Genomic DNA, 23,960 nt, shown 5'->3' on the forward strand with positions numbered 1-23,960 from the left:
ATCCCCCATACTCCTTTCACATTAACTCTATTAGGAGGTCTAGGTGAATGACATTTTGGCAGTTTGCATTTAAAAACGTGACGCGGAACGCCAGAGCTTATTTTGCCTATTTTATAAGCAGTGCGTTTTCCATTGCAATTTTTTTCTCGTTTGCAGTTTATTTATTTCATCCTAAATTGCATATGACAGGCGTGAATGCTGCTCTGAACATATTAATGATAATCTCAGAAGTTGTCATTGTATTCTTTTCGTTTTTCTTTTTACTATATTCAATCGGTACTTTCTTAAAAGTACGAAAAAAACAGTTCGGGATTTTAACGGTACTTGGCATATCTCCAAAGCAATTAAAGAGGCTCGTATTTCTAGAAAACATGCTAATTGGTGGCCTATCCATATTTTTCGGCATTCAATTTGGCCTTGTCTTTTCACAGTTCTTTTTATTAGTTACCGCCAAAATTACGCATGTGCCTGGTTTATATTTATATTGGTGGCCTACAGGTGCTATCGTTTTAACTATAATTATCTTTCTTGGACTCTTCATTCTCGTATCATCTTTTACACCGATGCTAATCCGTACGAGAAAAGCTGTACGTCTTTTAAAAGAAGGAACAAAACAAAAAGAAAGAAAAGCATCTGTACACATCTCTCTCTTTGGTGCGATGTGTTTAATATCTGGATATGTTTTAGCAGCAAACCCACTATATTTTATGTCACTAGGAGATATCGCTGGGCTTTTGTACGCTGCCTCCTGTATATTTGTCATCCCATCACTTGCTGCAGCTGGGACATATTTTTTCTTCTCACAAATTAGCTTCTTACTCATTCGCATATTAAAGACGAGAAGAAAATTTTATATGAAACGTATTAATATGCTTTGGGTTTCTGATTTAGCAACTCGGATTCGGACAAATATTAACATGCTCTTTATCGTGACGATGTTATCGACACTCGCTTTCACAATGATTACATTCTTATATGGGTTTGGGAAATTCACAAAGTTTGATGAAATAAGGAAAAACCCTTTCCCGTTTACTTATTTATCACATACTGAAAATACGTTAGCTGATGAACATTTAAATTGGTTAGAACAAAAATTTAACGAAGAGCAGTTTACTTATAAGAAATTTAGAACGAATATATATGAAGTGTCTTCGGCAGAAGATAATGCACAGCTCTATTATGCAATTAAACAAAGTGACTATAATATACTTGCTAAAGCATTAAATTGGGAAACGCTCACCGTAAGTAATAATGAGTCTTATATCCTTATTAAAGACATAGATGATCAATTCATCGGAACAGTTTTTGATCAAGAAAAGAGAAATACTCTGACACTTACTCAAAACTCTTTACAGCTACAAGTGAAAGAATATAAAAGTTATAACCCTTTCCCGAATAACTTAATATCACAACTTCTCGTATTATCTGATGAAAATGTAGAAGCCTTATCAACCACTTCAAAACAGATGAGTGTATATAGCTTCAAAGTTCCAGATTGGGAAAAGGCACATAATATCGGTTCAGCATTTATAACAAAAATTGATAATGACAATGCAGCTATTCAGGCAGAACATCCACCGTTTCATGCAAGTGAAGCAAGCGACTCTCTATACAAAACAAAATTAAATGTTGCTTCGTTTTTCTTAATTGGTACTTTCCTAGGTGTTATTTTCTTTATCGGAGCTGGCAGTGTTCTTTACTTCCGGATGTATACAGATTTAACAAATGAGCAAGAAAAGTATATAACGATAACAAAAATCGGTTTAACAGAAGTCGAAATGAAGCAATCCGCTACAATTCAACTTGCGATTCTTTTCTTTGTTCCTTACATTATGGCATCGATCCATACGATGTTTGCGACAAAAATGTTGCAAGAGATATTAAATCTATCATTATTCGCTGAAATTACAGTTGTACTTGTAATCTTTGGAACGGTTGAAATTATCTTTTTCCTTTTAATTCGTTCCTTTTATATGCAAAAATTATCACAACATATTAAGTTTTAAAAATAGAAAGGTGATTACTATGGAAGAAGTTTTACACATAAAAAACGTCTCAAAAGTATATGAAGGAAAAGTCCCTCATACCGCTTTAAAAAATATAAATTTACATGTAGATAAAGGCGAATTCGTTGCGATTATGGGGCCGTCTGGGAGCGGTAAATCTACATTTTTAAACGTTATCTCTACAATTGATTCCCCTACTTCTGGTGATGTCGTTATTAACGGAAAAAAACCGCACACATTTCGTAGAGAGAAGTTAGCTATTTTCCGCCGCCAAGAGTTAGGGTTTGTTTTCCAAAACTTTAACCTACTGGATACACTGACAATCGGTGAAAATATCGTACTACCTTTAACTTTAGATAATGTTCCATTAAAAGAAATGGACGAAAAACTTGAGAACATTTCAAAAAAACTTGGAATTGATCATATTTTGGACAAACGTATTTTTGAAGTTTCTGGAGGACAAGCACAGCGTACCGCAGTAGCGCGTGCTGTTATTCATCATCCGTCACTTCTACTTGCCGATGAACCGACAGGAAACTTAGATTCGAAAGCAGCAATTGATGTAATGGAATTATTTACGAAATTAAATAAAGAAGAGGATGCCACAATTTTAATGGTTACTCACGATCCGTTTGCAGCGAGTTATTGTAACCGCGTTATTTTCATTAAAGATGGTGGGCTTTACAATGAATTACACCGCGGACTATATCGCGAGAAATTTTATCAAGAAATTTTAGATGTTTTAGCATTATTAGGAGGAAGACGTGGATGACGTTTTGGCAATTTGCATTTAAAAATGTCTCGCGTAATTCTAAAGCATATTTCGCTTATTTTGTAAGTAGTGCGTTTTCTATAATGGTTTTCTTTTCATTTACTGTATACGCGTATCATCCGCGCTTACAAAGTGTACAAAGCTTTCAAGAACGTGACCCTCTAACGAACTTAGCTAGTACAGCACAGCTTGTTATCGTTATGTTCTCGTTCTTCTTTCTCTTATATTCAATTGGCACATTTTTAAATGTACGGAAGCAGCAATTCGGGGTACTCACTATTCTTGGTATCTCACAGAGACAATTAAAAAGACTGTTATTTACTGAAAACATGATAATCGGGATATTATCTATCTTTATCGGGATACAAGGTGGCCTTGTATTTTCTAACTTTTTCTTATTAGTTACTTCGAAATTAACAAGTTCAAAAGGTCTCTATTTATATTGGCCAACAGAAGCGATAATCGTTACAACCGTAACATTTATCATTTTATTTTTAATCGTTTCTACGTTTACACCGATGTTTATTCGCACTCGTAAAACAGTCCATCTTATTAAAGGGAACAAGAAAGTGATAGCCGAAAAAAGGCCGTCTATACTCATCTCTTTATTCGCTTTAATTTGTTTAGGGCTATGCTATTATATTGCCGGTTACCCGCAAGGCTACGTAACTGAAAAGAATGTACAAAATGGATCTGTCTTCTTTATTATGTTATCTATTTTACCGCTCGTAGTAGTCGGGACATATTTATTCTTTTCACAAACATTTCTTCTTTTTATCTATATTTTAAAGAAACGCAGAAAGTTTTATTTGAAACAAATAAATATGTTATGGATTTCAGACTTAGTTGCCCGTACCCGTAGTAATATTAATGTACTCTTTATCGTTTCCATGCTATCTGCACTTGCATTTACGATTATTATCGGACTATTTGCTGCGAATAATAATACAAAAGCGTCGATACTAGAACGATATCCAATTCCCTTCACATACAAATTAGAAGGGGACCATTCCCTTGAACGAAAGCACATTAATACTATTGAATCCGAACTTTCCAATGCTCATTTTCAATATAAAAAATACAAATTTACGCTTTTAAAAGATGATGCTTCAAAAAAAGAGATTGCAATTATGAAAATGAGTGATTATAACGAAATTGCTAAGCAGTTAAGGAGACCTATAATCACCCTTGATGCAAAAGAAGTTTATATTATTTCTCGCTATTCACCAGAACTATTAAACCTTGTATCAAATCCATTTGTAAAACAAAATACAATTACACTTGAATCAAATAAAAAGGAGTTTTATATAAAGGGATTTATTAAAAAAGGAATAGCACCACCATTTGCATTACCAAATTTAGTTATTATGCAAGATTATGCAATCGATACTATGGTTCCTCATATTGAAACAATTACGGTTTATAACTATTTCGTGGAGAATTGGGAAAATGCAATTGTTCCAACTAAAAATATATTAAAAAGTATGAGTAATGACACCGAAAAATATTATGAGGCACATAAAGACGATAAGCATGCTGCTCCCGTCCCTTTTAATATTTATACAGCTACTGATGAGTTACTCCATAATAAAGAAAATGCAGTTGCTCAATTCTTTATTTGGGCATTTCTTGGCTTTATTTTCTTTATCGGTGCAGCTAGTGTTTTATACTTCCGTATGTATAACGACTTAACGAATGAAAAACAAAAGTACATTACAATTACAAAACTTGGCTTAACAGAATCAGAAATGTTTCGTTCTGCAACGATTCAATTAGGAATTTTATTTTTCGTTCCTTACATCGTTGCTGGTGTTCACACGTTATTTGCGGTTAAGTTTTTACAAAGCATGTTCGCTTTTTCTTTACTAAAAGAGTTATTGATTGTACTCACCTTTTTCGGGATTATCGAGATTATTTTCTTCTTCTTAATCCGTTCTCTGTACATTAATAAATTATCACAGCATATTAATGTATGAATAAAATAGCCTTGTGCAATATGCACAAGGCTATTTTCAATAGTTTTTAAATAATTAGCAGCAATATCCACCATAGCCGCCAGCATAACCGCCGTAACCACCATAACCACAAGAACCGCCACCGCCGAAGCAGCTAGCACCGATGATGATTAATAAAATAAACAATACGATTAGAAGCGCAAAACCGCCGCCGCAACCATGGTGTCTGCGGTTACAATCATCATGTCTGTGTTCACACTTTTCGCTCATTACTCTATTCCTCCTTTAGTATCATTCATAACAAGTTCACCTTGCTCTAAATGAGGGGATTCCATTTATATTATGTTTTCAGGGCAAATCGGAAGCTTGGCCTTCCTAAAAACGGGCTTGTTTCATGAAAAGAGCCCCAACACAAAAAGAGGATACCTTTAAATAGGCACCCCCTTCTTTTAAACAAACATATTAAGTAAAAGCGCAAAGCCGAATGCAATAAATGATAACAATGTCTCCAACACCGTCCACGTTTTAAACGTTTCTTTTACTGTCAAACCTAAATACTCTTTTACAAGCCAGAACCCCGCATCATTTACGTGAGAAAACATTAATGATCCTGCACCTGTTGCAATAACAAGCAATTCTAAATTTACACCAGACATGTGCTGAATAACTGGTGAAACAATTCCTGCTGCTGTCGTTAATGCTACTGTCGCTGAACCTGTTGCAATTCGAATTAATCCAGCTACCATGAAAGCTAATACAATTGGTGATAACGATATATGTTCTGCCATTTGTGCAATCGCCGTTCCAACGCCGCTTTCAATTAATATTTGTTTAAATCCACCACCTGCACCGATAATTAAAATAATGGAACCGACCGGTAGTAAACTTTCGTCCGTTAATTTTTTAATGACCTTTTTATTAATTCCTTGTCTTATTCCAAGTAAATAAAATGCTGCGAAACATGAAATAAGTAAAGCAATTACTGGACTTCCTATAAACACGAAAAATTCAGTCATCTTTTTCGGTAATGAAATATACGGTGCAACTACTGATAAAATCATTAATACAACCGGTAATAAAATAATAAAGAATGAAACTTTACGACTTGGTAAATCAGTTGATACAGTCGTAACTCGAACTAGCTCTGGTTCATTTTCAGGTATAACCCTTTTATGTACCCACTTTGCAAATATCGGTCCTGCAATAATGGCTGTTGGTAACGCAATAATTAATGAATATAAAAGCACCTTTCCTAAGTTCGCGTTATAAATACCGATTGCTGTCATCGCCCCTGGATGTGGTGGCACGAGCCCATGCACAATCGATAATCCAGCAATAACAGGTAACGCAATTAATAATATATTTTGCTTCGTCGTTTTTCGAATGGAAATAACAAGTGGTAATAAAATGACGATCCCCACTTCAAAAAATACCGGAATCCCTATAACAAATCCTGCAAATAACATAGCCCAAGGTAGTTTCTTCACACCGAAAAATCGAATAAAGAAGTCTGCCACTTGCATGCCGGCCCCTGAATCGGACATCATTTTCCCTAAAATTGTTCCGAGAGCTAAAATACCAACTAAATGCCCTAGTACACTACCAACACCAGTTTCATAGGCAGTCACTATTTTCATTAAATTCAGTCCAGACATAATGGCTAAAAATAAACTAGCAACTGTTAAACTAATAAATGCATGCCATTTCCACCATGATACCCCTAAAATAACAATTGCAATCGCAAGTAACGTGACGATTAATAAGTATATATCCATCTCTCATTCCCCTTACTTTTACCCCGTATTTGTGGACAGTAACACCTGATTGGTGCGGGATGAATCCAATTAAAGTTTCACTTTATAAAAAAAGAGGGCGAATACCCTCTTTTTATACGTCATAATTCACTACATAATGCTGCATTTCTGTATTGTAGTAGCCTTCGCTATATTCAATTACTTCGCCAACTTCATCGTAAGAATAGCGCATACGTTTTAATAGCGCTGTCCCCTCTTTTTCACCTAACGCTTCTGCAGCAAAACTAGGAGCGGCTCCAACTGCGAATTCATCTCTGAAGTTTTCTAGATGTATACCTCGGTCTTCAACTAAATCGTAAAGCGATTGTAGATCAAAGTCCGATAAATCTGTACTTGCCATTCGTGCTGAGAAATAGTGTGTATAATGAATGTACGGTGCATCATTTAACGTATATAAACGTTCAATACGAAAACTCTCCTTACCGAATAATCGAAATGGCACTGTTCCTTCTTCATTATGAACGACTTCTGCTTTTAGCAATTTCTTTTGTACTTTATATCCTTCTTCCACTAACACTTCTGTAAATTTCTTACCCTTTGACAGTTTTGTCGCAGAAGTATTGCGAATAACTTTCGTTCCTTTACCACTCTTCTTTTCCAAATATCCTTCTTGAGCGAGTTCTTTAATGGCGTTTCGCACTGTAATTTTACTCACTTTGAACTCTTCTTCTAACTGCGGTTCGGAAGGAATATTCGTATGAATCGCATATACGCCATGCAGTATTCGATCACGAATAATATTTTTTATTTGTAAATATAATGGTCCTTTTTTTCTCGTTACGTTCACCGTTACACCACTACCTTTCTACATCACCTACTGATGCCGTCATTGCCCGAAGTATATCCTTCTCTGATGACATTGGCGTATCACCGACGATTGTATGTGCAAGCATTCCAGCTGCTGACGCAAATGAAACAGCTTTCTCTGGTGCAAACTCTTCTATCTCGCCATGAATAATCCCGCTCGTATAAGCATCTCCAGCACCTATTCTATCATATACAGAAAACGTAAGTGTTTTTGCAAAAGTGAACGCACCATCTTTACATATAAACCCGCGAAGTGAGTGTGTATTATCGCTATTAATAGAGCGATGTGTACCAGCAATTGTAGCGATACGATATGTTTCAGCCACTTTTGGAATAAGATCCACAAGTTGTGCTTCTCGCTCCGTCTCTTCTGTTTTCATTCCAAGAACGAACATTGCATCTTTTTCGTTCATCATAACGATATCAGCAAGAGCCAGCATTTCTTCATAATGTGGTTTCGCCTGCTCATATCCGTCTTCTCCCCAAAGAGATGGACGATAATTGCAATCAAAAACGACAGTGCCTCCGCTTTCTTTAACTGCTTTCGCTAAAGATTTCATATGATGGCGCACCGTATCATTCATCGCAAGTGTAATCCCGCAAAAATGAACGATATCAATTTCCTTGGCGATTTCTTCAAATTGGTACATCTCTTCACATGCCGTATTGAAGCTACTCTCTAATCGATTTGAATATGTAACGCGGCTTGCACGTGCACCAAATCCATTTTCTAAAAAGTACATGCCGACATATTTACCGCCTCTTGAAATAAGAAAACCTTCATGCCCTAGATGAGAAAGTGCTGCTGCAACGTTCACACCTGTACCAGAAAATGAGTAATTTAATGTGTTTGCTTGCGATAATAATTCATATCCTGGTACTTGCAGGCGCATCATCACTTCACCGAATGCTGCAATTTTCTTACGCATATTGATCAACTAACTTCTTCACTACCGCTAATAACTCACGAACATCTTCTGTTTTCGTATTACCAGTTTCTTTATCAATAATAGAAGAGTACACGTGCGGGATAACTTGCTCTACGTTTGCCTCTAGCGCAATACGCACAATTGTTTCAAAGTTTTCTTTATCAATTCCGCCCGTTGGCTCTAATGCAAATCCTTCTTCCGCACATGCTTTCGCAACAGCGCGATATTCTTCTTCATGAGCTAAACCTTTCATTGGGAAGTATTTCAATGAATTTCCGCCCATATCACGTACAAGTGCGATTGCTGTTTTAATTGGAACGATTGCTTTTTCTTCCCCAGCTGCACTAATTGGACCAGTAGAAATATTTACGTACCCTACTTTTCCTGTTGGTGATACTAAACTATTAATCCAGCTATCTTTTCCGCCTAGATTTGCACGTGTCGCTCCAACTGAAGGGAACACTTGGTTAATATGACTACCAGGATAATGCTTCGCAATTTCAGCTACAACAGTCGCTTGACGATTATCTCCTGCTCCTAGTCCGATTGATACAGCGTCATCAATTTCTTTTCCGTATGCTTTCATCGCAGTTACTGCTTCTTCTACTGTCGGATAATCTTTTGATAACACACCGACTACTACATAACCTTCTGCGGCTTCAAAAATATCTTTCGCATTTTCAATATTGTTCGCTAATACATTTAATGCTACGCGGCCTTTATAAAAACGTTTTTGAATGTTTGTCATTTTAGTTTCCCCCTACAATTTCTCTCATTTTTTCTTCAATTACATGTATGTCATCACCTTGAAGTGGGCGTGGATCAATATCAAAGAATCCTTGTCTTACTCCGTAATCACGTGTGTAAATTGCGATTTCCCCTTCTCGTAATGCTGTTACAACGTCTTTTGCTGATTTATTTAACTCGTTCTCGTTAATGTGAATACGCGCTCTAAAAATCGCTCTTCCTGCTTCATCTTGAACGATCGTTACATTTACACCATTTAATTCTTTTAGCGGCATAAGTACTTGTAATAACTCTTTTTCTTGCTCACTCTTATCTTCTTTTACTCCGTACTCATCAAGTGCTTGAAGTAAACCGAAAGTTGTTTCTTTCCCAACTTTCATACTTCTTCCGATGCAATGTAATTGTACTTTCAGCCACTCGATATATTTTCGTTTCCCGCCGACAATACCAGAAGTTGGTCCTTCAATCGCCTTTGAACCGCTATAAATGGCAAGGTCTGAATACTTCACGTACTTTTGAATATCTTCTTCAGCTGCCACATCGACGATAAGTGGGATGTTATTTCGCTGCGCAACTTCCCATGCTTCTTCAACAGAAATCATATTTTTTTGAACGGCATGATGGGATTTCACATACAGAATTGCTGCTGTATTTTCACCAATCGCATCTTCAATATGCTCTGCTTTCCCTTCATTTGCATAGCCAACTTCTACAAGTTTACCCCCGCCTAAGTAAATCATCGTTTCAACAGGCGCACCGTATTGAACGTTATGACCTTTTAACATAATCACTTCATTTTTCGCGATGACCTCTTGATGAAGTCTTTCACTTTTGCGGCGATTTCCTTCTGTAACGATCCCAGCGATAGAAAGCGCAATTCCGCTCGATGCTGAATTCACAACGACCGCTGCCTCCGAATCTAGAATTCTCGCAATATGGTCTCCTGCTTTATCTACTAAATCTGCAATTTCCACATAATTTTGTCCACCATGTTTCATCGCATCCATAACTGTATTTGCCGGAGCGGATACACCTAAAATACTCATTCTACCGCTCGCATTAATCACTCTTTTTAATCCGTACTTAGCATTCAATGAATGACCCATTGATTACAACCCCTTTCGTATCAATTCTTCTTTCAGCAATGCGCTGATCCCCTTCTGAATCAATTAACGTAATCGGTTCATCTTTCACCGTAAATAAAGTTAAGTTTGCAATATCGCCTTCTTGAATACGGCCAAGCTCTGGTTTTTTCAGCCACTCTGCCGCATTTTTCGTCACCGCATCAATTACTTCTTCTAGCGGATAACCTAAGTAAAGGAATTTCGAAAGAACATGAGCCATACTATACACTGGACCGTGTATACGATTCTTTCGGTAAATATCTGTACTAATTGTATTAAAGGCAATATCGTGACGCTTCGCCGCCTCTGCTACTTTAAAAGAAAAACTAGCATTACCATGCCCAACATCTAAATGAACACCGCGTTTCACTGCATTTAGTAACACAGATAGCGGTTTGCCTTCTTCATCAAATAAATTATTTTCTTTCCCGTTTAAGTAATGTGTAATAACATCATCTTTTTCTAAAAGAGGTACAACTTCCTCAATGCGAGGAGGGGCTGAACCGATATGTACCATAATCGGTAATGATGTTTCACGAGATAAAGAGCGTGCAACATGTAGCGGTTCAATTCCACTATCACAAACGACACTTTTACTCATTCTCGCCTTTAACCCAACGATTACATCTTTATACTTTTCTACTGCTTCTATTACTTTCTCTTTATCTATCCATTCCATATTGGATAATTCATCAATTCGTTTCAAACCGATGCGAGAAATATTTAAAAAGGCAAATAAATTCGTTTTTGCCTGCTCTCTACTTTGTACTAAATCTGCAATACGATCAGCTCCGCAGCTACCCGCATCAACAATTGTCGTTACTCCTTGCTTAACGCCAATTTCATCCACCTCATCGCCATACGGATCAAACTCTGGAAAAGCATGAACGTGTAAATCAATCCAACCACTCGATACGTAAGTACCAGAGTAATCAAGAATCTTTCCACCCTCGCCAGCACCAGCTTTCGTCACCTGTGCGATTTTATTATTTTCAATTACAATGTCAATCTCTTCCCCGTTCACACGTTTCACATTACGTAGTACGAATCGTTCTGTCATTGTATTTCCACCCTTTTCTATAAGAAGCCATAAGAATACGCTTACATTAAAGTTTCATTTTTTATATCTCTTTCACATATTTAGAGTATCACGAAAAAAACGAAAAGTAAATATAACGTTATAATGTTTAATGGTAAATCATTTCGTTCTGTTAAATAAGATTATAAATTAAAAAAGAAAATAAATGCTTGAAGTTGACGTTAGGTTATTTTATATACTATTTAGTAACTACTTAGTGCTCTCGAAATAAAGTGGCGGTCTCGTCCATCCCCCACTAATTATTAACCTTCACCAATCGGACTTTTGCGGGATAAATGTAATAAAAACTTAGGAGGTTCATAGATGAAACAGAAAGATATTATTATTTATGGGTGTGTCATTATAGGTGCAGGCATTGGACTGACAATGAATCATGCACTTCCAGGTGTACTGATTGGTTTGGGAATCGGTTACTTACTTCAGAATTTTTTTCGTAAAGAAGAATAAGTAATAAAGATTCTTGGTAAGAACAAGTGAGAACTGAAGATGATAAGATAGAATGAATATAACAGTTGTTAATGGTAGAGTCTTAACGTACAGGAAGGTAGGTTTATCAGTTGATACACATTAATAAGGTTGGGGAGTTGACAGGTGTTACAGTAAGAACACTGCGTTACTACGATAAAATCGGCTTATTAAAACCCGCATCCAAGACAGAGGGCGGCCATCGTTTATATACAAATGAAGAAATAAAAAAACTACAGCAGGTTCAATTTTTAAAAAAGATTGGATTTTCGTTACATGAGATTAAGAATATGCTCGCTTCCAGTGAATGGGATTGGTCGGATAGTTTAAAGAGTCAATTATCTTTTGTAATAAAAGAACAGGAAAACTTAAAGAAAATAGAGTTATCCATACGGGAATTGATACTTGGAATTGCAATAGAAGGGGAAGAAAACCAAATCGCAATTCAGAAGATTATGAAACTATCTAGTAAAGATAAAGAAATGCAGCAGTATTATCGTGAATCTATCTTTAAAGATAGGGAAATAAAATTATGGGAAAAGGTTCCCAATATGACGAGTGACAACCCTGATTCACTCGAATGGATTGCTCTAATAGGTCAGTTAAAGCGTTATATGGAGGACGGCCCAAAAGCAGCCAAAGTCCAAAATATCATTAGAAGGATGGACGAAAAGCGCTTAGAGGAGTTTGAAGGTGAAGATGAATTTTTAAATAAGCTGTGGGAAATAAGGCTGTCGTCCAAGCAATCAGAGAAACTGAGCTTATATCCAATTGACCAGGATTTGCTTGAATTTATGGATCAGGCAAATGCCATTTTTATGGCTAAAAAAAATAATCCCCAACCGGAATAAGGGGGAAATAATGATGACTACAGAACTACTTCTCCTAATAGGGGGATTGGCTCTATTAGACACGCTAAGCCCTGCCACATTGGGGGTAACAATATATTTGCTTTTAACAGATAAAGAGAGACTTACTAAACGTTTATTAGTTTATTTATTAACGATAGCAGGCTGTTATTTTACTGTTGGAGTTTCACTTATGTTAGGATTAGATTTCTTGCTTGAGATTATTTCTGGCGTATTTCAAAATCGAATCGTAAGCTGGACGTTCTTTATTATTGGGGTGATATTGTTAATAGCAAGTTTTTATGTTCCAACAAAGAAAAGTTCAGACCTACCTGCCCCAAAATCCAATAGCATTCTTTCAATAGTTGCTCTAGGATTCACTACTTCATTAATTGAAGTAGGTGCTGCATTTCCTTATTTTGCAGCAATTGGTATAATGACTACTTCTAATCTATCGTGGGTGGAATGGTCTTCTATTTTAGCTGGATACAACTTTATCATGGTGTTGCCGTCCCTCTTGCTGTTTCTCTTCTATCTCCTGTTTGGGTGGTGGATGCAAACATCTCTCGAGAAGCTTCGAGTGAAAATCACTAATAATACAGGATCGGCTCTTTCATGGATTATGTGTATAGTGGGACTCATCCTGATTTTTAATAGCCTGGATTATTTGTAAGGTGTTTAACCAAAGTATTAAATACACCTTAGCTTTTCAAACAACTATATTTTAACCCCGTCCTAAATTTAGAACGGGGTTATGCTTGTTTTAAGTTTTAAAATTAAACAACTGTATTGTCTTTTTACACAACAAAAACTAGAAGAATTGTACCCATTCTTCTAGTTTAAAGAAACTCCTACTCCTGAACCGTCACAATAACCCCATCCATATTATTCCCCGAAATTTCATACTGTTTATTTACCGGAACATTCACTTTCCTGTTCCCGGACACTTTATAATAAGAAACCGTATATTGCTTCCCTTCTACATTCGTTGAAATTTCTTTTTTCTCTTTTAAAAAGTCCAAATATTCCTCTAATGTAATTTTCTTTTTTTGCATAATGGCACTGTGAGGTAAGCCGACATAACGTATATGCCACGGCTCATATTGAATGCCTGTAATATCGCTTTTATTTTTCGGATAACGTAAAACAAATCCGTGCTTCCATACGTCCTCTTCAATCCATTTTCCTTCAGGCGCTTTCTCCATCTTCTTTTGCGTAGATCCAACGTCGAGTGATAATCCTAAATTATGCTCACTATATCCTGCTGGTAGTGCATAATCCGATCCCATTTCTTTATATAATTTACTTTGTTCTTGAAAATCTCGGTAACCGCTACTCATTAAGAAATGCTGTACTCCATCTTTTCCAGCTGCATCGACAACGTTTAAAAACTTTTTTACAACACCCTTTGATAAGCGAAGATTTCTATCAAATATCACGTAACCTCTTACTAATTCACTATTGTGATTTACATTTATAATATCAGACCTAATACTATCTTTTTTTACTGGGTAATTTTTATTAACTAATAATAGGTCACCTTTATAAATTTGTTCCTTTGTAACCTCTATCTTTTCAGTGTTCGCGGCTTTTACTTTATTATCTTTTTCTGCAATTTTAACGTCGATCTCCTTTTGAAATAATGGTGATATATAAAAGCCTACGCATGCTGTACATACTATAAAAAGAGAAATAAATACCCACTTTTTCATTTCTAGTTCCTCCTTAACGTAACTTACGTATAGAATAGAAAAAACTATTAAAATAAAAAGTGGGGTAAAGTTTAAATTTTTATTAAATTGTTTCACTCTCTTCTTTTGGCAATCTCACTTCAAATATCGTTCTAATAACATTGCTTTCAGCAGAAATCGTACCATCATGCTGCTCGATAATATTTTTTGCGATAAATAGTCCAAGGCCTGTTCCGCCACGGTCCTCTGTTCTCGATTTATCACCTGTATAAAACACATCAAAAAGATACGGTAAATCTTCTTCTGGAATGCTATCTCCGTAATTTATAATTTGTACAACAACTTCTTCATTATCGATATACCCATTCATATCAACAAATTGTCCATCGCATCCGTATCGAACGGCATTTGTTAACAAGTTTTCAAATACTCTAGCTAGCAATTTCCCATCACCATTAATCGGTAAATTAGGATCAACATTCAGCCTAGCTTCTAAATGATGTTTCTCTAATAGCGGATATAATTCCTCATCTAACTGTATGAGTAATTCACTTATATCAATTTGCTTTTTATCTAGCTTTAGCATGCCATAATTCATACGTGTAATTTCAAATAGTTCATCAATTAAACTTTCCAGTCTTTGCGATTTTGTATATGCAATCGTAGAAAAATGTTTAATTTGTTCCTTCGTTAAATTCTCATCTTTAAGAATTAAATCTAAATATCCTAACACAGATGTTAGTGGCGTTCTTAAATCATGGGCTAAGTTAACAATTAACTGGTCTTTACTACTCTCTGCAAAGTCTCCTCGTTCCACTGCTTCTTTTAATTTTTCACTCGCTACATTAATTTCGCCGGCGATATATCCAAACTCATCATTTGATAAAACGCGAACTTGATTTGTAAAATCCCCATTCGCCAGATGATGAATCCCGTCTGAAATTTCATCAAAATATTTTAAATATGGTCTAGTAAGGAAGAAAAAAAACATAATAGACAGAGGGATAAATATTAGTAAAAAGAAAGTAATATCCCCAATCCCTCTTATAACCGAACGAAATTGAGCTAGAGGATCCTCATAATGAACTGCTAATTTATAGTAAATCCGTAATCCTTCATAAATGAAATACGTTACGCCAGCTGCAAATACCATACTTAACGCAAATAGCATAACCATCTTCGAGCGAAAGCTTCTCATCTTTTTAGCCATTGAAAGTATACCCTACTCCCCACACTGTTTTTATTAACTTATTCTTTCTTTTATCTTCTCCAAGTTTTTTCCGCAAAGTACGGATATGTACCATAACTGTATTTCCGCCTTCATAATAATCATCTGCCCATACTTGCTGAAATATATTTTCCACACTGTACACTTTCTTCGGATGACTTGCTAATACATATAAAATATCAAATTCTTTTGGTGTTAATTCAATTTGCTCTCCGTATACATTTACTGTTCTTCGCTCAGGATCAATAACAATTCCACCTATTTCCAAAGCTGATTTACTTTCTTCCATTCTCGGCTGATTTAACGTAAGAAAGCGGCGTAGTTGTGCATTTACACGTGCGACTAATTCAATCGGCGTAAAAGGTTTCGTCATATAATCATCTGCACCTAGTACAAGACCTGTCACCTTATCAAAATCAGATGTTTTCGCACTTAAGAAAATGATTGGCATATGATGTTTTGCGCGAATTTGACGCGTCACTTCATAACCATCCATTTTCGGCATCATAATATCTAAAACCACTAAGTCGATTGGCTGCGTTTGAATAGTATGCATGGCTTCTTCTCCATCAGCTGCTTTAACGACGTGGTAACCCTCTTTTTCTAAATGTATCTCAATTAAGTCAGCAATTTCTGCCTCATCATCAGCTATTAAAATTGAAATGCGCTTCATTTTACTCCCCCTACCTCATTCCGTTTTCATACGCTCGATTGTAAACTAGTCTATCCAATTTGTACAATACGAAAAGGCTACCCGTAAGAGTAACCTTTGTTATTTCATCTTTCAAACACAATCCGCTGCTTCGTGATCTCTTCCAGTCTTCCGCGGTCTACTGCATAATCACGTTCAACACTCTGTGGCACCATTACTTTTCCGCCTTCAAGCATCACTTCCGGTGAAATAATATCCTTCTCCCAGTGTCTACTAGAAGCAGATATATCTCCTGGAATCGTAAAGTTCGGCAGTGAAGCAAGCGCAACGTTTTGTGCCCGTGATATCCCCATCTCTACCATACCGCCGCACCAAACTGGTATGTTATGCTCCATACAATAATTATGGATTTGCACCGATTCTGTTAATCCGCCCACTCGCCCTGGTTTAATATTAACGATGCGGCAACTACTAAGCGTAATCGCAACACGTGCATCTTCTAGACTGTGGATGCTTTCATCTAAACAAATCGGTGTTTCAATTTTCTTTTGTAACTCTGCATGATCAAGAAAATCGTAATCCGCTAAAGGCTGCTCAATCATCATAAGTTGGAATTCATCTAACCGTTTCAACTTTTCAGTATCAGCTAACGTGTACGCTGAATTCGCATCAGCCATTAATGGAATGTGCGGAAATTCTTTACGAATTTCTTTCAATAACTCGTAGTCCTGCTCTGGCTTTATTTTCACTTTAAAGCGCTCGTATCCTTCTTCTGCGTACTTCTCGATTTGTTTTAACATAACGGGAATCGTATTAATCCCAATCACAACTCCGACTTCAATTTCAGATTTAGTTCCACCAAGTAACGTCGCTAACGACTTCTTTTGACGCTTCGCATATAAATCCCAAATGGCCCCTTCAACTCCTGCCTTTGCCATTCGGTTTCTCTTTATATGCTGGAACAAAGACGATACTTCATTCGGATGAGAAATTTCAGCTTTCAATAAATCAGGTATTAAAAAATCCTGAAGTACATGCAGCGCTGTCTTCACCGTTTCTTCCGTATACCACGGTTCAGAGAACGCAACGACTTCCCCAAATCCAATGCACCCATCCGTATCTTCTAATTCAATGACGATACTCTCACGCTTTTCGTAAGTCCCGTAGCTTGCAGCAAACGGAATGACAAGGGGCATTTCCGTTATATAAAGTGTCGCTTTTTTGATTTCCACTTACATCTCCTCCACTAATTGTCTTAACTCTCGTCTTAACAATTTTTTCGAAGCGTTTCGTGGTAATTCCTCTAAGAAACATGCTTTCTTCGGCACTTTATATTTTGCTAATTTCCCCTCGCAAAAATGAAGAATTTCTTCTTCTGTTACCTCACCAGTTTTCACGATAAAAGCAGCTGGTACTTGCCCCCATTTATCGTCAGCCATACCAACAACACCTGCTTCCGCTACCGCCGGATGAGAGAGTAATACTTCTTCAATTTGAGCTGGATATATATTTTCCCCGCCTGAAATGATTAAATCACTACGGCGATCTAATACATATAAAAATCCTTCCTCATCTAAATAACCGAGGTCACCAGTATGAAGCCAGCCATTTTGAATTGTTTCGCGCGTCGCATCTTCACGGTTAAAATAGCCACCTGTTACGTTCGGTCCTTTTACAACAATTTCACCTTCAGCACGGAGCGGCACAACTACGCCGTCCTTTTCAATACGAAGTTGGCATTGAAATAGTGGTTTTCCAGCCGATCCTACTTTCGTTAACATATAATCTGCTGATAACGTACAAATTTGCGACGACGTTTCTGTCATACCGTACGTTTGATACACAGGAATTCCTTTTTCCACACACGTTTCTAATAACGGCTTCGGTGCTGGTCCCCCGCCAAGTAACATGCATCGTAAAGAAGATGGATATGTCTCTTCTCCAAGTCGTTCTAATAGATCTGTTAGCATTTTAGAAACGACAGAAATAATCGTAACGCCTCTCGTTTGAAGTGCTTTATGAATAAAATCAGCATCATATTTCGGAACGAGTAAAATGCGCATACCGTACATAATATTTTTCATTAAAAGAGATAACCCGCCAACGTGGAACATTGGCATACAAGCTAACCAACAATCATCATCACGAAGCCCTAAATTAAGCGAAGAACCGACTGCGCTTGCCCAGTGATTACCGTACGTTAAAATAACGCCTTTCGGTTTTCCTGTCGTCCCAGACGTATAAATAATTGTCATCGCTTCTTCTAAAGAGAATTCTTCTTGTATAGATGCTTCCGCCTTCGGTCCTTGCATCACTTCAGCAAATGAACATACCGGAACATTTTCCGTCCCAAACTCTTGATCCGTCACTAAACAAACAACTTCAGCATCATCCATTTGCCAAAGTAGCTCTTCTCTTGAAAGACGCGTATTTAAAAGCACAGCCACTGCACCTACGTAAGATAGGGCGTGAATAACTGTAATCATCTCTATACCATTTTTCATCAGAACAGCCACCTTTTGCGCCTTCTTCACTCCTACATGCGAAAGATGTTCACAAACAGATACTACTTTTTCATGCAGCTGCACGAAAGTAACGTTCTCCTCTTCAATTTCAATTGCAGTGCGATCTGGCGTTAAAAATGCACGTTGCATTAACCAATTAGGCATCGTCTCCATCATTCATTCTCCTTTCATGAAAGAAAGAGACTTGATATGACATCAAGTCTCTTAGTTGTTTTGTTTCCGGTTTGATCTTTTGGTTGCGTCTCACATTGTGCGCGAGCCGCTTCCGCTTTTGATCACGGGAAACGAGGGAATTGACCGAAGTCTGGACTGCGTTTTTCTTTGAACGCGTCGCGACCTTCTTTTGCTTCGTCAGTTGTATAGTACAATAACGTTGCATCTCCAGCTAGTTGTTGAATACCAGCTAGACCGTCTGTGTCTGCGTTGAATGCAGCTTTTAGGAAACGAAGTGCCATTGGGCTGTTTGCTAAGATTTCTTGTGCCCATTGTACTGTTTCTGCTTCAAGTTCTTCTAATGGTACTACTGTGTTTACTAAGCCCATATCAAGAGCTTCTTGTGCACTATATTGACGGCATAGGTACCAAATTTCGCGAGCTTTCTTGTGACCTACCATACGAGCTAAGTAACCAGCTCCGTATCCACCGTCAAAGCTTCCTACTTTAGGACCTGTTTGTCCGAATACAGCGTTGTCTGCAGCGATTGTTAAGTCACACACGATATGAAGTACGTGTCCTCCACCGATTGCATAACCTGCTACCATTGCGATAACTGGTTTAGGAATTGCGCGAATTAGACGTTGTAAGTCTAATACATTTAAACGTGGGATTTGGTCGTCACCTACATATCCACCATGACCGCGAACTTTTTGGTCGCCGCCAGAACAGAATGCACGTCCACCTTCACCTGTTAAAATGATAACGCCAACATTTGCATCATCACGAGCGTGTGCAAAAGCATTGATTAACTCCATTACCGTTTTAGGACGGAATGCGTTATGTACTTCAGGGCGGTTAATCGAAATCTTTGCGATACCATTGTATGTTGAATAAATAATATCTTCGTAATTGCCTTCTTTTACCCATTCAATAGCCATTACTATTACCTCCTTTTATATTTCTGATCTCCTCTATAAGTGCAACTTCCTTCTTGCTGAAAAAAGCATCACTGCATAGTTTTTAGAAATCCCTTTACTATTGTATCAAACTTTTCCGGTTGTTCCACATGAATTGCATGGCCAGCACCATCAATTTTGACAAATTTCGCGTTAGAGACGCATTTTTCAATGTTTTTTAATATGCGAAAGAACTTTTCATCATGCGCCCCGTTCATTAAAAGAACAGGCATTTTTAAGTTTTGCAGCTCGTTCCACCATGAAGGCTGAGCCCCTGTTCCCATGCCGCGCAAGCTATTTGCAAGCCCTTTTGGATTGTTAGCAAATCGTTCTTTTCGCACCGCTTCTTGTGCGTTTTTAGCTAAACATTTTTGCGTTTCAAACAGCGGAATATTTTCCCACATCGTTACGAAGCTTTCGATGCCTGCTCGCTCAATTTTATCGGCAAGTCGCTCATCTTTTTCACGACGCTCTTTTCTATCCTCTTCACTTTCAAGCCCAGCTGTACAATTTTCTAATAAAAGAGAATGTACATACTCTGGATATAGACATGCCATCGTAATCGCCAATCTACCGCCCATTGAATAGCCAAGTATGTGTACTTTTTCAATATGAAGATAATCTAGTAGTTCTTTCATTTGTAGCGCCGCATTTCGAATATCATAATGAGTCACATCTTCAGGACTTTCCGTTTTTCCATGCCCAACAATGTCTACTAAAATAACTTGAAATTGCTCACTCCAAGAAGGAATAAAAGAACGCCACGTTTCCATGCTTCCCGTAAAACCATGAAGAAGTAGAAGTGGTTCTCCGCTTCCGACTACTTCATATTCACACGATACACCTTGCAGCGTTACTTTCATTTTGATTCACCTTGCAAAGATGTAGTGATAACGTCTATTGTTTTCGCCCATAATTCACGATGTAATTTCAAGTTTTCTTCGCGATTCGTACAAATTTCCACAACGTGTAATCCTTTCGCTGTCGTTCCAGTTTGTACTTCTTCTCGGAAGTCTTCCCATCCATTTACACGGCTAAATGAACCACCGTACATTTTGACAACATGCTCATAATCAAGTCCAATTGGTGTTCCAAATAAGGATTCGAAATGTTCCTTTTTCTCATATTGTGGTAAGAATGAGAAAATACCTCCGCCATCATTATTTACAACAACAATCGTTATATTTAACTCATGTAACTTTGCGGCCAATAACCCGTTTAAATCGTGATAAAATGATAAGTCACCAATCACTAATACGAGCGGATCACAAATAATACTCGCTCCTAAAGCTGTTGAAATGATTCCATCAATACCATTTACACCACGGTTTGCCATCACTTGAATATTTTTATCCGATGTGAAGAAAAATGAATCTGTATCGCGAATTGGCATACTATTACTCGCAAATAACGTTGCGCCTTCTGGTAATACACGAACAATATCCGTAATGACTTTTCCTTCAAATGCAGTTTCATATGTTTCCATTTCACGAAGCGCTTCCTTCGTTTTCTCGTTTATATGTTTCCACATTCTGGACCAATCATTCGTTTTCATAACTGGCATTCTCTCTATTAATGTCCTACAAAAATCAACATCACTTGCTTGTACAACTTCTGTCGCAACAAGAGCTGGATCTCTCCATTGACCGGATTCATCAACAACGATATGAACTGCTTTCGTTTGTTTTTTGATGAACTGCGTTAATGCTTTAGAAACAGGCATTCCACCAAAGCGTATAATAACTTCTGGTTTCCACGTTTCCTTTAACAGTTCATTTCGTAAAAATGTATCGTAACAATCTATAACCATCGTTTTATCATGATTACCACTACGAATGTTAGAAAGTGGATCTGCTAAAATTGGATACCCTGTTTTCTCAGCTACTTTCATAACAACTTTTGCGATTTCTGGATGACTGTCGTCTCCACAAATAATAAGCCCCTTTTCCATATGTGAAAGGCGCCCTACAAGAGAATCTACATATTCACTCGGCATCGTCACGTTCCCTTGCTGAACTACTCCTGTATATTCACCACGCCCTTTATCCCATAAACTTTCTAATGAGAAATCCGGTATAAGCGGCTCGCGAACTGGAAAATTAAGATGAACAGGTCCTTGCGGCGCTAAACAGGCACTTGCTATCACACGCTGCGTCGTCATGCGAGCGTAATGATACATCGCTTCACTCGCTTCTGGAAGTGCCATCTCTGTAAATTGCTTCACAAAAGTACCGTATAAATTAAACTGATTCATCGCCTGTGGTGCACCCACATCTCTTAATTCATGCGGTCTATCTGCCGTTAACACGATAAGCGGCACTCGTGAATGAAAAGCTTCACATACAGCTGGATAATAGTTCGCTGCTGCCGTTCCTGACGTACATAATAGTGCAACAGGACGTTTTTTTGCTTTTGCAATACCAAGCGCAAAAAATCCTGCTGATCTTTCGTCTACATGTAAATATGTTTTCATTCCTTCATGTTGTTCCATTAGTAAGGCAATCGGCGTTGACCGTGAGCCAGGACTAATGACAACATCACATACATTTAGACGCGTCAGTTCATCCACGAACGCGCCTAAATAATATGATAATGCTTCTATATGATTGTTCATTTCATTAATTCCTCCAAGGCACCAAGCATCGGTCTAAACTTCAAACTTGTTTCTTCATATTCAAGCTGGGCTACTGAATCAATTACGATACCGCAGCCGGCAAATAAGGATGCTTTCTCGCCATTTAATAATCCGCAGCGAAGTGCAACCGCAAATTCACCATTTCCTTCATCATCTATAAAGCCAATTGGTGCACCATACAATCCTCTATCTAAAAGCTCTACCTCACGGATTAATTTCAATGCCTCATGACGAGGTGTACCACCAAGAGCTGGCGTTGGATGCAATTCTTCTACCATCGCTAAAAGACTTGTATCACCTTTCGCTTCTACTGGTGTATATAAATGGATTAAGTTTTTCGTCGTTAATAAGCCTGGGCTCTCCGGAATATTAACAGATTCACAATGCTCACTTAGCACACCTCGAATCATATTAACTACATAACCGTGTTCAGCCAAATTCTTTTCATCATGAAGAAGCGTCTCACCATTTTGTTTACTTTCTTCTATAGAATTACCATGACCAATTGAACCCGCAAGGCACATCGATGTAAACTTCTCGCCTTCTTTTCGAATCAATCGCTCAGGTGTCGCCCCTAAGAAGCATGCTCCTTTATAATCAAAAGAAAATACGTAACAATCCGGTTGCCCAATGCGAAGCGCTTCTAAAGCAAGAGCGGAATCAATATGCTGATCCATCGTCAATTTTAGCTCCCTTGCTAATACAACCTTCTGCACGTTCCCTTGCTTCATTTCATCCTGCACTTTTCCAATCGCATTCATCCAGCCCTTCGGATCAACTTCAACTTTCGAAGTAGTTGTTAGTTTGTCTCCTTCTAGTGCACATTTACTTTCTTGTAAAATTCTCTCTTCTAAAGAAATAATTTCGTTAGAAAGAGTTTCTGCGCAATCTTCAGCTGAAACGAACTTATTAATGGTTAACCACGCTTTTTCATTTTTTACAGTTAATAAAAATGCTGGTAGTGAAAATGTGGTATCATCAAATTCTTTCCAAAGATCTGTTTTTTCTTTTTCTTGGTCAAATGAAAATCCACCAAATAAAAGAGGACCTGTTCCAAATTCGTATCCTTCTCTTTGCACAAATGCTTTCTCTTTTACTTTATCCCACTCGTCACGAGCAGTTTGAAAGCGTTTGTGAGAAGAATTTACTATAGTGAAAACAGAGCCAATTCCAGCAAATATTACATGCTGAGCTGGGTCTGCAAAATAACATCTATTTTCGAATGCAATCCTTTTTCCTGCTGCATAAAACAGAAGTGGATCCACCCAATCTATTTGTTTTACAAAACTAACTAATATTTTTTCATCAGTCGCACGCTTAATGGCTGCAACAAAAACTTCTTGTAAGCCTTTTTGTTTCGTTTGAATCACAATTGTCTCCCCCCTATGGGCGAAAAATAGTCATAATTACGCTTGATTTTAAGATACACCTCAAACGAAAGGCCTGTCAACGTTTAGCATTTCTGAGAAATTCACCTTCTCTTCCTAGAAAATAAACGTTGACACTAAATGATGCTTTTTCTACACTTAATTGTGTACAATATGTGACCTA

22 protein-coding genes are annotated in these 23,960 nt (G+C 37.5%); 6 read left to right on the plus strand and 16 right to left on the minus strand.

Going from position 1 to position 23,960, the window contains the following annotated elements:
• Positions 1 to 47 precede the first annotated feature (47 nt).
• The 3 genes from MRBLBA3_RS08210 to MRBLBA3_RS08220 are packed head-to-tail and all read left to right on the plus strand — an operon-like array spanning position 48 to position 4,754.
• A complete protein-coding gene (locus MRBLBA3_RS08210) occupies positions 48 to 2,006 on the plus strand; it encodes an ABC transporter permease (RefSeq protein ID WP_363380712.1) in 1,959 nt (652 codons plus the stop codon).
• A 19-nt stretch (positions 2,007 to 2,025) separates the two neighbouring features.
• A complete protein-coding gene (locus tag MRBLBA3_RS08215; protein WP_000393253.1) occupies positions 2,026 to 2,778 on the plus strand; it encodes an ABC transporter ATP-binding protein in 753 nt (250 codons plus the stop codon).
• Positions 2,775 to 4,754 carry an ABC transporter permease gene (locus MRBLBA3_RS08220; protein WP_363380715.1) on the plus strand — a complete coding sequence of 660 codons (1,980 nt, stop codon included), beginning with the start codon at positions 2,775 to 2,777 and terminating at the stop codon, positions 4,752 to 4,754. The genes MRBLBA3_RS08215 and MRBLBA3_RS08220 overlap by 4 nt, the downstream gene beginning before the upstream one ends.
• 54 nt (positions 4,755 to 4,808) lie before the next feature.
• On the opposite strand, the gene MRBLBA3_RS08225 is transcribed toward MRBLBA3_RS08220, so the two are convergent.
• The 7 genes from MRBLBA3_RS08225 to MRBLBA3_RS08255 form a co-directional block, all read right to left on the minus strand.
• Positions 4,809 to 5,003, minus strand: a complete 195-nt coding sequence (locus MRBLBA3_RS08225; protein ID WP_001290403.1) for a YjcZ family sporulation protein — start codon at positions 5,001 to 5,003, stop codon at positions 4,809 to 4,811.
• Between the two features lie 179 nt (positions 5,004 to 5,182).
• Positions 5,183 to 6,508: a gluconate permease GntP gene (gene gntP, locus MRBLBA3_RS08230; RefSeq protein ID WP_363380718.1), complete on the minus strand. Its 1,326-nt coding sequence runs from the start codon at positions 6,506 to 6,508 to the stop codon at positions 5,183 to 5,185.
• Positions 6,509 to 6,620: 112 nt separating this feature from the next.
• Positions 6,621 to 7,334, minus strand: coding sequence for a GntR family transcriptional regulator (locus tag MRBLBA3_RS08235; protein WP_212088307.1), 714 nt, complete (start codon positions 7,332 to 7,334; stop codon positions 6,621 to 6,623).
• A 10-nt stretch (positions 7,335 to 7,344) separates the two neighbouring features.
• Positions 7,345 to 8,283 carry a sugar kinase gene (locus MRBLBA3_RS08240; RefSeq protein ID WP_363380721.1) on the minus strand — a complete coding sequence of 313 codons (939 nt, stop codon included), beginning with the start codon at positions 8,281 to 8,283 and terminating at the stop codon, positions 7,345 to 7,347.
• Positions 8,276 to 9,031, minus strand: coding sequence for a 2-dehydro-3-deoxy-phosphogluconate aldolase (gene dagF, locus MRBLBA3_RS08245; RefSeq protein ID WP_363380724.1), 756 nt, complete (start codon positions 9,029 to 9,031; stop codon positions 8,276 to 8,278). Before dagF ends, MRBLBA3_RS08240 begins: the two co-directional genes overlap by 8 nt.
• 1 nt (position 9,032) lies before the next feature.
• Positions 9,033 to 10,136: a DgaE family pyridoxal phosphate-dependent ammonia lyase gene (locus tag MRBLBA3_RS08250; protein WP_363380727.1), complete on the minus strand. Its 1,104-nt coding sequence runs from the start codon at positions 10,134 to 10,136 to the stop codon at positions 9,033 to 9,035.
• Positions 10,114 to 11,214: an amidohydrolase/deacetylase family metallohydrolase gene (locus MRBLBA3_RS08255; RefSeq protein ID WP_363380730.1), complete on the minus strand. Its 1,101-nt coding sequence runs from the start codon at positions 11,212 to 11,214 to the stop codon at positions 10,114 to 10,116. The genes MRBLBA3_RS08250 and MRBLBA3_RS08255 overlap by 23 nt, the downstream gene beginning before the upstream one ends.
• A gap of 342 nt (positions 11,215 to 11,556) precedes the next feature.
• On the opposite strand from MRBLBA3_RS08255, the gene MRBLBA3_RS08260 reads away from it, so the two are divergent.
• The 3 genes from MRBLBA3_RS08260 to MRBLBA3_RS08270 all read left to right on the plus strand — a co-directional run bounded on the left by MRBLBA3_RS08260 (position 11,557) and on the right by MRBLBA3_RS08270 (position 13,239).
• The gene (locus MRBLBA3_RS08260; protein ID WP_363380733.1) at positions 11,557 to 11,700 is read left to right on the plus strand and encodes a hypothetical protein; all 144 of its coding nucleotides are present in this window, start codon (positions 11,557 to 11,559) and stop codon (positions 11,698 to 11,700) included.
• A 110-nt stretch (positions 11,701 to 11,810) separates the two neighbouring features.
• Entirely contained in the window at positions 11,811 to 12,569 is a 759-nt protein-coding gene (locus MRBLBA3_RS08265) for a MerR family transcriptional regulator (protein ID WP_363380736.1), read from the plus strand.
• Between the two features lie 13 nt (positions 12,570 to 12,582).
• A complete protein-coding gene (locus tag MRBLBA3_RS08270; protein WP_363380797.1) occupies positions 12,583 to 13,239 on the plus strand; it encodes a GAP family protein in 657 nt (218 codons plus the stop codon).
• Between the two features lie 178 nt (positions 13,240 to 13,417).
• On the opposite strand, the gene MRBLBA3_RS08275 is transcribed toward MRBLBA3_RS08270, so the two are convergent.
• The 9 genes from MRBLBA3_RS08275 to MRBLBA3_RS08315 form a co-directional block, all read right to left on the minus strand.
• Positions 13,418 to 14,278 (minus strand): M15 family metallopeptidase, encoded by an 861-nt coding sequence (locus MRBLBA3_RS08275; RefSeq protein ID WP_363380738.1) that lies wholly within the window; start codon positions 14,276 to 14,278, stop codon positions 13,418 to 13,420.
• 82 nt (positions 14,279 to 14,360) lie between these two features.
• Positions 14,361 to 15,467 carry a HAMP domain-containing sensor histidine kinase gene (locus MRBLBA3_RS08280; protein WP_363380741.1) on the minus strand — a complete coding sequence of 369 codons (1,107 nt, stop codon included), beginning with the start codon at positions 15,465 to 15,467 and terminating at the stop codon, positions 14,361 to 14,363.
• Positions 15,460 to 16,158 (minus strand): response regulator transcription factor, encoded by a 699-nt coding sequence (locus MRBLBA3_RS08285; RefSeq protein WP_363380744.1) that lies wholly within the window; start codon positions 16,156 to 16,158, stop codon positions 15,460 to 15,462. The genes MRBLBA3_RS08280 and MRBLBA3_RS08285 overlap by 8 nt, the downstream gene beginning before the upstream one ends.
• Positions 16,159 to 16,262: 104 nt before the next feature.
• A complete protein-coding gene (gene menC / locus MRBLBA3_RS08290; RefSeq protein WP_363380747.1) occupies positions 16,263 to 17,369 on the minus strand; it encodes an o-succinylbenzoate synthase in 1,107 nt (368 codons plus the stop codon).
• A complete protein-coding gene (locus tag MRBLBA3_RS08295) occupies positions 17,370 to 18,815 on the minus strand; it encodes an o-succinylbenzoate--CoA ligase (protein ID WP_363380800.1) in 1,446 nt (481 codons plus the stop codon).
• Between the two features lie 122 nt (positions 18,816 to 18,937).
• Entirely contained in the window at positions 18,938 to 19,756 is an 819-nt protein-coding gene (menB, locus tag MRBLBA3_RS08300) for a 1,4-dihydroxy-2-naphthoyl-CoA synthase (protein ID WP_000963888.1), read from the minus strand.
• 68 nt (positions 19,757 to 19,824) lie between these two features.
• Positions 19,825 to 20,637: a 2-succinyl-6-hydroxy-2,4-cyclohexadiene-1-carboxylate synthase gene (gene menH / locus MRBLBA3_RS08305; protein ID WP_363380750.1), complete on the minus strand. Its 813-nt coding sequence runs from the start codon at positions 20,635 to 20,637 to the stop codon at positions 19,825 to 19,827.
• A complete protein-coding gene (gene menD / locus MRBLBA3_RS08310) occupies positions 20,634 to 22,388 on the minus strand; it encodes a 2-succinyl-5-enolpyruvyl-6-hydroxy-3-cyclohexene-1-carboxylic-acid synthase (protein ID WP_363380753.1) in 1,755 nt (584 codons plus the stop codon). The genes menH and menD overlap by 4 nt, the downstream gene beginning before the upstream one ends.
• Complete coding sequence (locus tag MRBLBA3_RS08315) at positions 22,385 to 23,779, minus strand: isochorismate synthase (RefSeq protein ID WP_363380756.1); 1,395 nt, start codon at positions 23,777 to 23,779, stop codon at positions 22,385 to 22,387. Before MRBLBA3_RS08315 ends, menD begins: the two co-directional genes overlap by 4 nt.
• Positions 23,780 to 23,960 lie beyond the last annotated feature (181 nt).

Origin of the sequence: Bacillus sp. LBA3-1-1.1 (assembly GCF_040676495.1) — a bacterium.
Classification (GTDB): domain Bacteria; phylum Bacillota; class Bacilli; order Bacillales; family Bacillaceae_G; genus Bacillus_A; species Bacillus_A nitratireducens.

Excerpts from the sequence above, each read along its gene's own strand:
- MRBLBA3_RS08210 (WP_363380712.1), top strand. The coding sequence starts at position 48 with ATGACATTTTGGCAGTTTGCATTTAAAAACGTGACGCGGAACGCCAGA.
- MRBLBA3_RS08215 (WP_000393253.1), top strand. The coding sequence starts at position 2,026 with ATGGAAGAAGTTTTACACATAAAAAACGTCTCAAAAGTATATGAAGGA.
- MRBLBA3_RS08220 (WP_363380715.1), top strand. The coding sequence starts at position 2,775 with ATGACGTTTTGGCAATTTGCATTTAAAAATGTCTCGCGTAATTCTAAA.
- MRBLBA3_RS08225 (WP_001290403.1), bottom strand. The coding sequence starts at position 5,003 with ATGAGCGAAAAGTGTGAACACAGACATGATGATTGTAACCGCAGACAC.
- gntP (WP_363380718.1), bottom strand. The coding sequence starts at position 6,508 with ATGGATATATACTTATTAATCGTCACGTTACTTGCGATTGCAATTGTT.
- MRBLBA3_RS08240 (WP_363380721.1), bottom strand. The coding sequence starts at position 8,283 with ATGCGTAAGAAAATTGCAGCATTCGGTGAAGTGATGATGCGCCTGCAA.
- dagF (WP_363380724.1), bottom strand. The coding sequence starts at position 9,031 with ATGACAAACATTCAAAAACGTTTTTATAAAGGCCGCGTAGCATTAAAT.
- MRBLBA3_RS08250 (WP_363380727.1), bottom strand. The coding sequence starts at position 10,136 with ATGGGTCATTCATTGAATGCTAAGTACGGATTAAAAAGAGTGATTAAT.
- MRBLBA3_RS08255 (WP_363380730.1), bottom strand. The coding sequence starts at position 11,214 with ATGACAGAACGATTCGTACTACGTAATGTGAAACGTGTGAACGGGGAA.
- MRBLBA3_RS08260 (WP_363380733.1), top strand. The coding sequence starts at position 11,557 with ATGAAACAGAAAGATATTATTATTTATGGGTGTGTCATTATAGGTGCA.
- MRBLBA3_RS08270 (WP_363380797.1), top strand. The coding sequence starts at position 12,583 with ATGACTACAGAACTACTTCTCCTAATAGGGGGATTGGCTCTATTAGAC.
- MRBLBA3_RS08275 (WP_363380738.1), bottom strand. The coding sequence starts at position 14,278 with ATGAAAAAGTGGGTATTTATTTCTCTTTTTATAGTATGTACAGCATGC.
- MRBLBA3_RS08280 (WP_363380741.1), bottom strand. The coding sequence starts at position 15,467 with ATGGCTAAAAAGATGAGAAGCTTTCGCTCGAAGATGGTTATGCTATTT.
- MRBLBA3_RS08285 (WP_363380744.1), bottom strand. The coding sequence starts at position 16,158 with ATGAAGCGCATTTCAATTTTAATAGCTGATGATGAGGCAGAAATTGCT.
- MRBLBA3_RS08295 (WP_363380800.1), bottom strand. The coding sequence starts at position 18,815 with ATGGAGACGATGCCTAATTGGTTAATGCAACGTGCATTTTTAACGCCA.
- menB (WP_000963888.1), bottom strand. The coding sequence starts at position 19,756 with ATGGCTATTGAATGGGTAAAAGAAGGCAATTACGAAGATATTATTTAT.
- menH (WP_363380750.1), bottom strand. The coding sequence starts at position 20,637 with ATGAAAGTAACGCTGCAAGGTGTATCGTGTGAATATGAAGTAGTCGGA.
- menD (WP_363380753.1), bottom strand. The coding sequence starts at position 22,388 with ATGAACAATCATATAGAAGCATTATCATATTATTTAGGCGCGTTCGTG.